This is a genomic window from Roseibium aggregatum (assembly GCF_017309185.1).
GTDB classification, from domain to species: domain Bacteria; phylum Pseudomonadota; class Alphaproteobacteria; order Rhizobiales; family Stappiaceae; genus Roseibium; species Roseibium aggregatum_B.
The window spans coordinates 2,459,068-2,473,459 of the sequence record NZ_JAEKJZ010000001.1 but is presented as its reverse complement, the minus strand read 5'-3'; the positions used below and the strand labels follow the sequence as shown (position 1 = coordinate 2,473,459).

Below are 14,392 nucleotides of genomic sequence, written 5' to 3'. Positions count from 1 at the left end.
TCTGCCTCTTGAGGGCCTTAAGCTACGATGACGTTGTGGATAGAGTCCCCTGGACGTCATCCGGGAAGGTATCGGTTTTGAACCTGAATCCGTAAGATACTTTTACGTTCCGTCGATGCGCATTGCAAGCAATGTAAAACGGATAACCTATTTTCCTCGCCCGCCGGATCGCTTATGAGAAGGCTTGCGGGGGCCGTATGCGGACAAGTGGCGAGTCTCATGGCCGGAAGAAACGAGAAGAAATCAGCGGGAAAACGCCGTCCGGGCAGGGGGGATACCGTGCCGAGCAGGTGCTTTAGGCTTGCCGGAGCCGTGCTCGCGGCCTGGGTGGCCGTGTTTGCATTTGCCGGTGGCGAAAGCCATGCGGAAGGGGCGAAGCCGGTGGTTCTCGGCGCCAGAATGGCCGGCGACGAAAGCCGGACGCGATTCGTTTTGGACATGGATCAACAGGTGACACCCGTCATCAAAGGTCTGGCAAATCCCTACAGGCTGATCATCGACCTGCCGGAGGTGGCGTTTTCAATTCCGCATGATGCCGGTTCAAAGGGACGGGGTCTCGTCGCGGACTGGCGGTTCGGGCTGTTTGCAGACGGCAAGTCGCGGATCGTGATGGACCTGACCGGGCCGGTGGATGTGGACAAGACCTTCTTTCTGCCACCGGTGGACGACCAGCCGGCGCGCCTGGTGGTGGATCTGGTAAGTGCAACGCCGGAGTCCTTTGAGACCTTCGTCAAGGCGTCCAGGCCGAAATCCTCGCAAAAAACCGGAAGTTCCGCCGTTAAAAGCGATAGGAAGTCAGGACAGGAAGCCGCCGGGAAACCAGTGATCGTCCTCGATCCGGGGCACGGGGGAATCGACAGTGGCGCAACCGGGGTCGGCGGAACGCTCGAAAAAGCCATCGTTCTGGATTTTGCCAGGCTGTTTCAGAAAAAGCTCAATGAAACAGGGCTTTACGAAGTTCACCTTACTCGTTCCGACGATACTTTCGTCCCGCTTTTGCGCCGGGTCGAGATCGGCCATGAACTCGCTGCCGACCTGTTTGTGTCGATCCACGCCGATTCGGTGCGCAGAGGCCAGAAGTTCGCGCGCGGATCGACGGTCTACACCCTTTCCGACAAGGCATCGGATCAGCTTGCGGCCGATCTGGCCGAGTCGGAAAATCTGTCCGACGTCATTGCCGGTGTCGACCTTGAGGAGGAGCCTTCGGACGTCTCCGATATCCTGCTGGATTTGGCCCGGCGTGAAACGCGTTCCTTTTCGGTTTATTTCGCAAGAACGCTGGTGAGTGAACTGCAAAGCGCGGTCCGGCTGATCAACAATCCGCACCGGTACGCGGGGTTCAGGGTCCTGAGGGCGCACGATGTTCCTTCGGTTTTGTTGGAGCTTGGATATCTTTCGAACGAGCACGATGAAAAGCTGCTGGTGTCGGACGAGTGGCGGGAGCGAATGGCAAACGCCATGACCGAAGCGGTCAATGCCTTTTTCCAGCCACGGCTGGCCAGGCAGCAAGCGACGCCTTCGCAGTGATCGCCACGGCCAAAGATGCCTCCCAAAACAGCCGCTTTGCCCCGAATTGCCTCAGCATCGCCATATTGGTACCTGAGAAGGCGTAAAACACGTTAAAGACAATGTGACAGACTGCCCCCGGGGGTGCCGGATCGAGGTATCCGTGCTAGAAAGTTGAATGCCCTCAGGTCGGGGAAAGACGAGCCCGCAGTATGAAATTTTTGGTGAAGTTTTTTGGCTATCTCTTCGGTATCGGAACGGCCCTTGCCCTTCTGGTGGCGGCCGGGGTCTGGATGTACCTGCAGCATGTCAGCGAAGGTTTGCCGGATTACACCGCGCTGAAAAACTACGAGCCGCCCGTCATGACCCGCGTTCACGCGGCCGACGGAAGTCTCATGGCCGAATATGCCACGCAGCGCCGCATGTTCCTGCCGATCCAGGCGATTCCGGACCGGGTCAAACAGGCTTTCGTCGCGGCGGAGGACAAGAATTTCTACACCCATATCGGTGTCGACCCGGAGGGCATCGCGCGTGCCGCCGTTCGCTTCATCCAGAATTACGGATCCGGTCGGCGTCCGGAGGGCGCGTCCACGATCACGCAGCAGGTCGCGAAGAACTTTCTGTTGACCAACGATCTGTCGGTTGTCAGGAAGATCAAGGAAGCCATTCTCGCGCTGCGGATCGAACAGGCCTACACCAAGGACGAGATTCTCGAGCTCTACGTCAACGAGATCTACTTCGGTCTTGGTGCGCATGGCATAGCCGCGGCCGCCCTGATTTATTTCGACAAGTCCGTCCACGAACTGAACCTGGAAGAAACGGCCTATCTGGCGGCGCTGCCCAAGGCGCCCAACAACTATCATCCGTTCCGTCACACGGATCGCGCGGTCGCACGTCGCAACTATGTGATCGACCGCATGGTTGCGGACGGTTATGTGTCCTTCGACGAAGGCGCGGAAGCAAAACAGAAACCGATCGTCGTGAAACCGCGGGAGACGGGATCCCGTCTCTTTGCCGCGGAGTATTTCACCGAGGAAGTGCGCCGCGAGGTCGCCGATATTTTCGGCGACAAGAGACTTTACGAGGGCGGATTGTCGGTTCGTTCCACGCTTGATCCGGAACTTCAGAAAATGGCCCGGAAGTCCCTGATGGACGGGCTGATCGACTTCGATCACAAGCGCGGCAGTTGGCGCGGTCCGGTGGACCGGATAACAATCGGCGCCGATTGGGGCGTCGACCTTTCCAAAATCGAGGCTCTCAGCGATCTCCCCGAATGGACCCTGGCGGTTGTTCTCGAGAGCGGAGGGGAGTCCGCAACGGTTGGCGTTCAGCCCGAGAGGCTGGTCAGCGGCAAACTGTCCACCGAACGCAAGACCGGAAAACTGTTTCTGGAGACCATGAAGTGGGCGCGCGTCAAGGGCCGTGCCCCGGGGGCCACTTCGGACGTTCTTGCACCGGGTGACGTGGTCTATGTGGCAGAAAGCCCGGTGGCGCCGGGCACCTACGAACTCAGGCAGATACCGAAGGTCTCCGGCGCAATCGTCGCCATGGACCCCTATACGGGCCGCGTTCTGGCGCTGGTTGGCGGATTCAGTTTCGCTCAAAGCGAGTTCAACCGCGCCACTCAGGCCTATCGCCAGCCGGGATCTTCGTTCAAGCCGTTCCTCTATGCGGCAGCGCTTGACAACGGCTACACACCGTCCTCGGTCATCATGGACGCCCCGCTTGAGATCAGCCAGGGGCCCGGGCTTGGCACCTGGCGGCCACAGAACTACGGCGGCAAATTCTACGGTCCCTCGACCCTGCGCACGGGTATCGAGTTGTCCCGGAACGTCATGACCGTGCGTCTGGCCCAGGACATGGGCATGCCGCTGGTCGCGGAATACGCCAAGCGCTTCGGCATCTACGACAACATGCTTCCCGTTCTTTCCATGTCGCTCGGAGCGGGGGAAACCACGGTCCTGCGCCTGACCACGGCTTACGCCACGATCGCCAACGGCGGACGGAAGGTGCGGCCGACCCTGATCGACCGCATCCAGGACCGCTACGGCCGAACGATCTACAAGCACGACAGCCGGATTTGCGACGGCTGCACCCAGGATGTCTGGGAAGGTCAGGGCGAGCCCAGCCTGATCGATAATCGCGAGCAGGTACTCGATCCGATGACCGCCTATCAGATCACGTCGATGATGGAAGGCGTCGTGCAGCGCGGCACGGCAACCTCGGTGCGCGCAGTCGGACGCCCGGTCGCCGGCAAGACGGGAACCACCAACGACGAGAAGGACGCCTGGTTCATGGGCTTCACGCCCGATCTCGCCGTCGGTGTGTTCGTCGGTTACGATACGCCGAAACCGATGGGACGGGGCGCGACAGGTGGCCAGGTCGCGGCGCCGATATTCACCGACTTCGTGAAAAAGGCGCTCGCCGACAAGCCGCCGGTGGAATTCCGCGTTCCCAAGGGCCTGCAGCTGATCACGATCAACCGCAAGACCGGACTGCGAGCTGCTCCCGGAACCCCCGGTGCGATTGTGGAGGCCTTCAAGCCCGGCATGTCGCCAAACGACAGCTACGCCATCATCGATTTCGAAGGCTCGCTTGGAACGACCTATCACAGCGTTTCGCCGGAAGCCCAGCAGGCGGTCACGGTCGGCACCGGTGGTCTTTACTGATATCAGCCGTAAGTCACAGGCATTTATCTGACCGGTGTCGGAGCCTGTTCGGTCCGGAGCGTGCGGCAGGGCGATGCGTTTTCCCAGCAGACTGGAACGTGCCAGCAAGAGGCGGACGGCTGACAACTGCAGCTGGCACAAGGTCTTTTCTTCAAGACGCGGCAGTCTGACGGTTTGCCGCGTTTGCGTGGTTTACACAAAAAGCCTGTCCGGCTAATGTCCCGCTCCAATTCACGGCCCGGTCCCTCTGTCAGGAGCCCGGGCTTCTTCGCTTGAAAGAGAGAGGTATCCGATGCGCGCCGAAATGGAAGCGATCGTCGATGAAATCAAGCAGGCCGTAAGCCTGCTGAGGAGGCATCTTTGACTGGGATCAGGCTGTTGTCCGCCTGGAGGAGCTGAACGCTCTTTCCGAGGCCCCTGAATTCTGGAACGATCCGACAAAAGCGCAGAAAATGATGCGCGAACGCCAGCACCTTGAAGACGGTATATCCGGGGTCAAGGGGCTGGAACAGGATCTGGCCGACAACATCGAGCTGATCGAACTTGGCGAGATGGAGGACGACGCCTCCGTTGTCTCGGACGCCGAAGACGCCCTGCGCGGGTTGAAGGCAAAGGTCAACGATCTCCAGCTCAAATCCCTGCTGTCCGGGGAAGCGGATGCGAATGACACCTATCTGGAAATCAACTCCGGTGCAGGCGGTACGGAGAGCCAGGACTGGGCCTCCATGCTTTTGCGCATGTACCGCCGATGGGCCGAAAAACACGGTTTCAAGGTGGAGGTGCTGGAGTATCACGACGGCGAAGAGGCCGGCATCAAGTCTGCGACCCTGCAGATCAAGGGCGAGAACGCCTATGGCTGGCTGAAGACGGAATCGGGCGTGCACCGCCTGGTGCGGATATCGCCATACGACAGCAACGCCCGGCGGCACACCAGCTTTTCCAGCGCCTGGGTCTATCCGGTGATCGACGATTCGATCGAGATCGACATCAACGAAAGCGATTGTCGGATCGATACCTACCGGGCCTCCGGAGCCGGCGGTCAGCACGTCAATACGACGGATTCGGCCGTGCGCATCACGCACCAGCCTACGGGCATCGTGGTGCAGTGCCAGTCCGAGCGATCGCAGCACAAGAACCGGGCGACCGCCTGGGGCATGCTGAAGGCCCGTCTTTACGAGGCCGAACTGAAAAAGCGCGAGGAAGCGGCAAACGCGGAAGCGGCCTCCAAGACCGATATCGGCTGGGGCCATCAGATCCGCTCCTATGTGCTTCAACCCTATCAGCTGGTGAAGGATCTTCGGACCGGTGTTGAAAGCACGTCGCCTGGGGATGTCCTGGACGGTGATCTCGACAAGTTCATGGAGGCCGCCCTGGCCCAAAGGGTCTTCGGAGGAGATCCGGTCAACGTCGAGGATATCGACTGATTGCCCACGGGCCTATTGAAGAACGCAAACGGGGCCGGATCGGCCCCGTTTCAGTTTCCGGCTAGAGGGTCAGTTCGGCGAGCTTGTCTCCGGCGGTCAGAAAAGGAGCCGGATCGCTCGGCTTGTCGGCCCGACGGATCTCATAATGCAGGTGCGGTCCGGTCGAGCGCCCCGTGGAGCCGACATTGCCGATGAGATCGCCGGCCAGAACGTGATCGCCCTCCGAGACCTGATACCGGCTCAAATGCGCATAGCGCGTGACAAAGCCGTTGGCATGGCGGATCTCCACCATTTTGCCGTAGCCGCCATGACGTTCGGCGCTAACGACCGTACCCGGTGCGGTCGCGTAGACCCGTGCGCCATAGGGAGCCTTGAAATCGATGCCGGAATGCATCGCAAGCCGTCCAAGAAACGGGTCGACCCGCGGACCGTAACGGCTGGAAACGGCACCGTTGCGTACCGGTCTTTTCAAAGGCAGGCGAAGTGCGGTGAACTTGACCCTGCGAAAGGCTTTCAGGGCGCCGTCAGCGCGTTTCAGGCGGTCTGGAAAGGTCTCTTCGGTAATAGGCTGGAACGGACCGCCGATTGCGCTGTCCTTGCGCAAGGCCGCGTTCAGGCCCGGGGTCAAAGGACGTGTAATCCCAAGGATGTCTTCTATCCGGCCTTCCGTTGCCACGGTTATGGCGTCGACCGCCGCCGTGCTTTCCATGTCCATAACGGAGATATGCGCCTTTACCGCATCGAGAGCAGCCTGTTTTTCAGTGTTTTTTTTTACGCTTTGCGGATCTGAAGGAGCGGTTTCAACCGGTTTCTGAAGGATTGTCAGCGGATCGAAGCTTTTGCTTGCGCCGTCTCGCAGACCAAGGGCCTTGACCGGTTCTTCGATCAGTTCGCTTTCGCCGCCGATCGCGAACTTGTCGTTTGTTTCCACCGAGGCGAGGTCGCGCGCATTGGGTGAAGGTTTGTGCGGAGGCAACGGCTTGTCGTTGCTGAGATAGATGCCGACCTGCTCGGCCCGCGCGACAAGGTCGGCCACAATGGCATGTCGTTCGTTGAGATCCTGCTGCCGGCGAAGAACATCCATGACCTGTATTTCGACGGTCTCCCGATCCACCATCTGCCGGCTTGTCAGATTTTCGATTTCGGTGCGAAGCCGGTCGATGTGGTCCTGGTACTCAAGAACAAGTTCTGTTCTTTCGGCGCTCGCCTCCGCGAGCATGTCGCTATGCAGATAAAGATACCCAAGGGCCCCCGATGCGGTGAGAGTTGCCGTAACGCAGGCGAGTGCTCCGCATATGAGGTGCAAGGGACGAACGCTATATGTGGTCGTCCTGCTGCTTTTGCTCAAAGCCGGATGATGCGGGGCTGCTTTGGGCCCACGATGGGGCTGCGTCGATTCTTGGCGCTGTTGCATGGTCACTCAGTCACTGTTTGCATTCTGCAAGAGAACTGAGTCTGATTAGAGTTTGGTAAGGTTAATAATTCGTCTTCACGGCGCCTTTATCTAGCCTTTGAGAGGGGCCAGAGGCTTGTAAAAACCGGGTGTTAGGCCTGCTTCCGAACGTGCCCGGTCATTGAATGGGGGTTTGAGGGACCCGCGGAAGTGGCGCCGGACAAAAAAATGAAAGGCCGGTTCGGGTCTGATTCCCTGGCGGTCGCACAGGAACCGGAACCATTTCGCACCGAAGGCGACGTGATTCTTTTCGTCGCGATAGATGATATCCAGGCATTTGGCGGTGTCTTCGTCGCCAATTTCGCGCGCTTTTTCGATCATGGGCGGTGTGATGTCCAATCCGCGCGCTTCCAGTACCAGAGGTATGATTGCGAGGCGGGCGGCCAGATCGTGGCCGGTATCTTGTGCCGCCTGCCACAGGCCATCGTGGGCCGGAAGATCGCCGTAACGCGCATCGAGCCCGGCAAGCCGATCCTCCAGCATTGAAAAGTGTTTGGCTTCCTCCAGACCAACACGGACCCAATCGTCATAATAAGACCGGGGCAGGCGCACATGGGCAAATCGGCCAATCAGGTCCCAGGTCAGATCCACCGCGTTCAACTCGATATGGGCGAGGGAATGGATGAGCGCGAGGCGGCCGGCCTTTCCCGTGAGACTGCGCTTGGGCATGTCACGCGGGGCGCGCAGTTCCGGACGCAGCGGCCGCCCTGGACGGTCCGGCATCGAGCCGTCTTTCGACGGCGACCCGAGCGCAAGGTCCCGGCGAAACCAGGCTCTGGAAACGGCATAGGCCAGCCGGACCTTTTCCGACGTATCAGACGCGGAAACAATCGCTCGCGCGCCGGCCACCAGGCTGGCAGGCAGGGCAGCGGAGTGTGTATCGGGCATTTCCGGAAAATCCTGGACGGTGTGAGGGGGCGACATTCTTTTGGAGTGTTCTGCTTCTAGAGTGCTCTGACTGTGTCCAGAACATCTTCAGCGTGCCCTTGTACCTTCACCTTTCGCCAGATCCGGGCAAGCTTTCCGTTCGCGTCGACCAGAAATGTCGAGCGCTCCACACCCATGTACTTCTTGCCGTACATGGATTTTTCCACCCATACGCCATAAGCCTCCGCCGTTTTGGTGTCCGTATCGGCACCGAGGCGAACGCTGAGGTTATGTTTGGCTATAAAGTTGTCATGCTTTTTGGCTGAGTCCGGAGACAGTCCGATGACCGTCACTCCAAGCTTGTCGAATTCTTCGGTCAGACCGGAAAAGGCAATGGCTTCCTTTGTACATCCCGGCGTGTTGTCCTTCGGATAAAAATAGACGACAACCGGCTTACCCTGGAGCGCGCTCAGGGAGACCCGTTCACCGCCATCGCCTTCCAGGTTGAAATCCGGTGCTGTGTCGCCAATGGTCAAATCGGCCATTCTGCCTTCCTTCTGTCAATCTTTGTGCGTTAGTGCCCGCATCCGGTGTCGGGTGCAGCAAAGCGGTCGCTATTTGAACCGCTTTTGCTCTATCATAGGCCGCCCCGTGACTCGTTCAACGTCGCGAGGCCGGAAACATGTGCCCTGTTAACAGTTGCAGTTTTGGGTTAGCTAGTTGCCTTCAAATGCAGAAATAGGCCGAGGTCATTGACTGAAACCAGCGATACGGCGGAAAAAAACAGAAAGACGGCTAAAAAGCCCTGGCGCAGACGTGCCGTTTTTCTTGCCGGTGCTTTGCTGCTTTGTCTGGTTTCAGCCCTTGCCGTGTTGTTTGCATCCGGCCCGGTCAGAATTCCCCTGCTCGGCAGCCTCTTGGCGATGCAGGGAACACGAGGCCCCGTCCAGCTTTCCGTCGAAAGCGCGAGCCTGGATTTTACCTCGCCCGACGGTATCGATGTCATCATCGAAAACGCTCGCGCCAAGATCTCGGGCAACGCGCCGGTCAACATCGTTTTGCCGAAAGTGGTTGCTCCCCTCAAAACCGACGCGCTGCTCAAAGGTCAGGTTCACTTCGAGTCCCTCAATCTGGAAAGGCCTCTGGTCAATCTCGTCTTGAGCGGCGGTCCGGCGAAGATTCCGGAAATGGGCCCGCTGATGGAGGCCGTCGACCGGGTGAGTGATGTCGTCGACGACCAGTTTGCCCGCCGGGGACTGAGATTCGTCAGAATCCGCGACGCTTCCTTTGAGCTCGGCGGGTCCGCTCCGCGCCAATTCGAGGGGATTGATGCGGATGTCCTGCGCTCGCAGAACCGGACCATCCGCGTCTATGCGAAAGTCGCGGGGAATGTTTCCACCTGGAGCCTGGAATTGGTCAGACAGGCGCCTGAAGGTGGGTCGTTCAAGAGCATAGGTGTCGTGGTCAACGGCATCACCGTCGCGGAACTCCTCGGTCCACAGGCCTCTATCCAGCCTGGCAAGGGCCTGGGCATTCCGGCTGCGGCAAAGATCGAAACCCGTTTGGATGGCGACGGCAAGTTCGTTTCCTCCAATCTCGTGGCCAGAGTTGAAAACGGTTGGTTCCAGCTCGGCAAGACCCTGGTCGCCTTCGATGACGCGGCGCTGTCTCTTGTGTTCCAGGCGGGGCTGCCCGCAATCGAGATCACGAGGTCCCATGTGCTGCGGGGCGAAACACGCATCTTTTTCACCGGTACGATAGAGCCCGGTGCGGGAGATGCGCAGGACTGGGTTATTCAATTGGAATCGGAATACCCCCAGTTCGGCTCTGCCGACGTGTCCGAGGCCCCCCAGATGCTGGAGGGCATTCGGGTCGAAGCCCGTTTCGACCCTGAGGAGCGGCTTGTGAGCATCGATCAATTCGTTGCCAGATCTGGGAAAGCCGCCGTTTATGCGAAAGGGACGATAGAGATCACTGAGAAGGGCCCCTATCTCGCCATTGCCGCAGAAGCCGAGGATATTCCCATCGCGCTTGCCAAGCAGGTCTGGCCGATCACGCTTGTTCCACCTGCGCGGCAGTGGGTGATCGAAAGGATCAAGCAGGGACTGATTGAAAGAGCGTCCTTCAGTGCCGCTGTTCGCCCCCCCGCTTTCAACCACCGTGATCCCGATGCCGGTTGGTCGGGTGACGACATGGAAGCTGAAATCGCGTTTTCGGACGGAGCGGTCATGCCCTTCGGCGAACTTCCCGAAATCAGGGGGCTGCGCGGCACCCTGACCGTCGAAAACGAGGTCCTGGCCGTCGCCGCGGAAGGCGGCGTGGCGACCTCGTCGAATGGCGGTGAAGTCAAGATCCCGAGCAGTTCGTTCGAGATCCACAATCTTCCGCTTCGCAAAGGCAAGACAGCTCGGGTTTCCGCGTTGCTTACAGGCGGAGCCAAGGACCTCGGAGCCGTCGTGAACAGCGCGCCGTTCCTCGTGCTTGACAGGGCCAATTTGAAAAACGACGGGGTATCGGGAACGGGTAGCCTGGATATCCTGGCGGCGTTTCCGCTCGATCAAAAGGTCGATATCAGTGAAATTGACTGGAGCGCGACCGGTGAGTTCCAGAACTTTACCGACCGGAATGCCATCATGGGCCACACGGTCGAAAAGGCCGATGTCAACCTGAATGCCGATCCGGATCAGGTTGCGATCACCGGCAAGGGGATCTTGGACGGACTGAAGGCGGACATCGATCTTGTCGTCCCCTTGAAGGACACCGGTGTCGCTGCGAAACAGGATGTGGTTGTTTCCGTCACAGCGGAGAAGCTCAAGGAAAAAGGGGTCGACCTAACCGCCTTTCTGAGCGGTGACCTGACCCTGAATGTCGCGAAGGTGAGCGACGGCCAGGAATTCAATATCGATCTGGACCGGGCGGAAGTGACGCTGCAGGCGCTTGGCTGGAAGAAATCGAAAGGCGTGCCGGCGACCGCTTCGTTCAAACTCGTCGAAACCGATGAAGAAAAATATGTTCAGGATTTCAAGTTGAAGTCCGAGGGTGCCGACGTCGAGGGAAGCATGCGCCTTTCCGCAGCCGGTGATTTGCTGCGCGCATCGTTCGAAAAGTTCAAGCTGAGACCCGAGGACGATACCGAAGTGGATATCCAGAGGGCCTCGGACGGGCGTTACGACATCGTGTTTTCGGGACAGTCCTTCGATGGACGCGGGTTGATCCGCAGTCTGAGCAGCCCGGGCGGAAGCAAGGGAGCGGGCGATTTTTCAAGCGGGGCGAGAATTGCGGCGTCGATAGATCGGGTCATCGGGTTCAACAACCAAACGCTCAACGGGTTTTCCGGAAAGATCGAAACAGGCGCCAAGGGTTTGAGATCCGCGGATCTCAGCGGGCGCATCAACGGCAGGTCTGTTTTTGAATTCGCGGTGACCGAACAGGGTGGCAGTCAGCTTGCCACCGGCGAGTTCAGCAATACGGGCGATACGCTTCGTTTTCTAGACATGTACAAGCGCATGAGCGGCGGTCAGGGGACGGTTTACGTGGCCATGGCCGACGAGGACAGCTGGGCGGGAGACTTCAAGGTCCGAAATCTGCGCATCACCGAAGACCCGGCGATCAAACGCATCCGCGAGAGGAACCAGACCGCTCGCAACCAGGGCCGTGGAGCCACCGGTAATGGTGACAAGGAGGATTCCGCCTATTTCGATTTGCTCGACATCGATTTCACGCGCAACGGCGATATCATGCACATCAGCCGGGGCGCGCTTCAGGGTAATGTCCTGGGCGGCACGGTTTCGGGGTCGGTCAATCTTGCCCAGCAGACACTTAACCTGACCGGGACTTTCGTTCCGATTTATGCGCTCAACAACTTCTTCGCCAAGATACCGCTGCTCGGCTTCGCCCTTGGCGGAAATTCCGGCGAGGGCCTGATCGGCGTCACCTACAGGCTGTCCGGGTCCGTGAGCGACCCGGTTCTGTCCGTCAATCCGATTTCGGCGATCGCGCCCGGGATATTCCGGAAAATGTTCGAGTTTCAGTCAAACTGAGACCCGCTTCGGAACGGTCGGCCCCATTCGATCGAGAGGGCGATCGAGAGGGGCTGTCCGCTCAGACCGGCTTCAGCAGAACGTGCTTTTTCTTGCCGAGCGAGAGTTTGATCACCCCATCTCCGGTCACGTCGTCCAGTGACAATTGCCGCTTGTCATTCTGCTCGCCCCGGTCATTGACCTTTACGGCGCCACCCTTGATGTTCCGGCGGACGTCGCCATTCGAGGCACACAGGCCAGCCGTCACGAAGGCTGAAAGAACTCCGATGCCGGCCTCCAGTTCCGTTCTGGAAACCTCGACGGTCGGAAGACCCTCCGCGGACTGGCCCTCTTCGAAGGCCCTGCGGGCCGTCTCCGCCGCGGCCTCCGATTTCTCCCGGCCGTGGATGAGTGCGGTCGCTTCCGTCGCCAGGATCTTCTTGGCCTCGTTGATCTCCGATCCTTCCAGTGCGGCAAGCCGCGAGATTTCGGCCATGGGCAAAACCGTGAACAGCTTCAGGAAGCGTTCGACGTCGGCGTCCTCCGTGTTCCGCCAGTATTGCCAATAGTCGTAGGCGGAAAGCTGCTCCTCGTTCAGCCATACGGCCCCTGCGGCGGTTTTGCCCATTTTGGCGCCCGAGGCAGTGGTCAGAAGCGGGGAGGTGAGGGCGAAAGCTTCGGTTTCCGCAACGCGGCGCACAAGATCGGTCCCGGAAAGAATGTTTCCCCACTGGTCGGACCCACCCATCTGCAAGCGGCAGCCGGTGCGCCGGAAGAGCTCCAGGTAGTCGTAGCCCTGAAGGAGCATGTAGTTGAATTCCAGGAAGGAGAGATGCTGCTCGCGCTCAAGGCGCAGCCGGACAGAATCCCTTTGGATCATCTGGTTGACGGAGAAATGCCGGCCGATGTCGCGCAGAAACTCGATGTAGTTGAGTTTCAGAAGCCATTCGGCGTTGTCGAGCATGAGCGCGTCGCCCGGACCATCGCCGAAGTTCAGCAGCTTTTCGAAGACCTTTTTAATGCCGGCCTTGTTTTGCTCGATTGCCTCTTCAGTGAGGATCTTGCGAGACTCGTCTTTTCCCGAAGGATCCCCGACCCGCGTCGTGCCACCGCCCATGAGGGCGATCGGCCGGTGACCGGTCTTCTGGAACCAGTGCAGCATCATGATCGGGACAAGAGATCCGGCATGCAGGCTGGGAGCGGTACAGTCGAAGCCGATATAGGCCGTCACGGTTTCCTTGGCGCAAAGTGCGTCGAGACCGTTTGGGTCGGAAATCTGGTGAATGAATCCGCGTTCCGAGAGTACGTTTAGAAAGTCCGATTTGAACTCGCTCATGCTTGCCTGTCCGTCCGTAAAGTCTTTGGGCGCCATTTGCCGCCGTTACGAACGTGCTCTAACCTGTGGCAGGGAACTTGTAAATTGCAGTGCTCCGGAAATCGGAGTTGACTGGCCGGTCTCAATTCGGTGCGGGTTCCGTGCCGCGAACCTTCAGGCAGACATATTTCAGTTCCCCGGCCTCCCAGGCCAGGCGCAGGTCCTCTGAAAGTGTGCGCGGAACCGCTTCGCTCAGCGCGGCTTCGCAGGCTTGAGCGCTTTCGAATGTACCTTCATTCGTCACGACCCAGACGTTCGGACCTGAAAGCATCTGAATCGAGACCGCCAACATCGCCCACATGGAAACTCCCCTGTCTATTGTTCGGTGGTCCTGACATTCGCTCCTTCAGAGCGTCGCCAGGCCAATGTGTGTTCAGCGCGTTCGGCGAGACAGACATCGATCTGGAGCTATGGCCTGCGCAACGGAATTCAGGATTGACTGACCTGCCTTCGGCAACTTTAGCAGCATTTCGCGGAAAACCACAGCAAAGTGACCTAGCGTGATTGCTGTCACAGATGGAAAATCCGAGCACGGCTATGTTTGGCTCATCAGCGCAGGGGACGTCGCTGACAACGAGTTGAAGGAGCCTAGACATGTTTCGTAAATTTGCCATCGCAGCTGTTGCCGTCGCCACAGTGGCCACCGCAGCCGTTACCATCACCCCGAATGAAGCCCACGCCAAAAACCGTGGCGGTGCAGTCGCAGCCGGCGCCATAATCGGTCTTGCCGCCGGTGCCATCATCGCCTCCCAGGCACAGCGTGGTCCGTATTACGCTCCGGTCCGCTGCCGCAACCAGCCGGTTCGCCGCTGGAGCCCTTACTACGGCCGTTACGTCGTTGTCGGCTATCGTCAGGTTTGCTACTGAGCCGCGACCGACACCCGGGCGGATTTCAGCCTGGGCCTGAACATGCGAATGGCCTCCTTCGGGAGGCTTTTTCGTTTGTGGCTGGTGAGAAATTCCTGACGACTTTCTTGGGTGTTCGCAGCCGGGATTGCCGTCCCGTCCCCAAGCCTGTTTGTCGGGCCTGATATCTCTTCTACGGGAAAACAAAAAACCCCGGCCTTTCGACCGGGGTT

General features: G+C 59.2%; 10 protein-coding genes. 5 read left to right on the top strand and 5 right to left on the bottom strand.

The genetic code is table 11. The features are described from left to right. The first annotated feature begins 279 nt into the window (after positions 1–279). The 3 genes from JF539_RS10735 to prfB all read left to right on the top strand — a co-directional run bounded on the left by JF539_RS10735 (position 280) and on the right by prfB (position 5,599). Entirely contained in the window at positions 280–1,527 is a 1,248-nt protein-coding gene (locus JF539_RS10735; RefSeq protein ID WP_328809229.1) for an N-acetylmuramoyl-L-alanine amidase, read from the top strand. Between the two features lie 200 nt (positions 1,528–1,727). After that, positions 1,728–4,175: a penicillin-binding protein 1A gene (locus JF539_RS10730; RefSeq protein WP_209017237.1), complete on the top strand. Its 2,448-nt coding sequence runs from the start codon at positions 1,728–1,730 to the stop codon at positions 4,173–4,175. A 292-nt stretch (positions 4,176–4,467) separates the two neighbouring features. Next, positions 4,468–5,599 (top strand): peptide chain release factor 2 gene (gene prfB / locus JF539_RS10725; RefSeq protein ID WP_207140378.1). Its coding sequence is split into 2 segments (ribosomal slippage): positions 4,468–4,536 and positions 4,538–5,599, totalling 1,131 coding nucleotides; the frame shifts between segments, so codons are not numbered across the junction. 61 nt (positions 5,600–5,660) lie between these two features. Here the strand turns inward: prfB and JF539_RS28000 are convergent. The 3 genes from JF539_RS28000 to bcp form a co-directional block, all read right to left on the bottom strand. Further along, positions 5,661–6,818 carry a M23 family metallopeptidase gene (locus tag JF539_RS28000; protein ID WP_328809228.1) on the bottom strand — a complete coding sequence of 386 codons (1,158 nt, stop codon included), beginning with the start codon at positions 6,816–6,818 and terminating at the stop codon, positions 5,661–5,663. A 285-nt stretch (positions 6,819–7,103) separates the two neighbouring features. Then, entirely contained in the window at positions 7,104–7,940 is an 837-nt protein-coding gene (locus JF539_RS10715) for a ferritin-like domain-containing protein (protein ID WP_207140376.1), read from the bottom strand. A 56-nt stretch (positions 7,941–7,996) separates the two neighbouring features. Beyond that, positions 7,997–8,464, bottom strand: coding sequence for a thioredoxin-dependent thiol peroxidase (bcp, locus tag JF539_RS10710; protein ID WP_207140375.1), 468 nt, complete (start codon positions 8,462–8,464; stop codon positions 7,997–7,999). A 207-nt stretch (positions 8,465–8,671) separates the two neighbouring features. On the opposite strand from bcp, the gene JF539_RS10705 reads away from it, so the two are divergent. Next, on the top strand, positions 8,672–11,959 hold the full coding sequence (locus JF539_RS10705; protein WP_207140374.1) for an AsmA-like C-terminal domain-containing protein: 3,288 nt from the start codon (positions 8,672–8,674) through the stop codon (positions 11,957–11,959). A gap of 61 nt (positions 11,960–12,020) precedes the next feature. On the opposite strand, the gene tyrS is transcribed toward JF539_RS10705, so the two are convergent. Further along, positions 12,021–13,274 (bottom strand): tyrosine--tRNA ligase, encoded by a 1,254-nt coding sequence (tyrS, locus tag JF539_RS10700; protein ID WP_207140373.1) that lies wholly within the window; start codon positions 13,272–13,274, stop codon positions 12,021–12,023. A 121-nt stretch (positions 13,275–13,395) separates the two neighbouring features. Further along, positions 13,396–13,614 (bottom strand): hypothetical protein, encoded by a 219-nt coding sequence (locus JF539_RS10695; RefSeq protein WP_207140372.1) that lies wholly within the window; start codon positions 13,612–13,614, stop codon positions 13,396–13,398. 293 nt (positions 13,615–13,907) lie between these two features. On the opposite strand from JF539_RS10695, the gene JF539_RS10690 reads away from it, so the two are divergent. Further along, positions 13,908–14,180 (top strand): tyrosyl-tRNA synthetase, encoded by a 273-nt coding sequence (locus tag JF539_RS10690; protein WP_207140371.1) that lies wholly within the window; start codon positions 13,908–13,910, stop codon positions 14,178–14,180. The last annotated feature ends 212 nt before the right edge of the window (positions 14,181–14,392 follow it).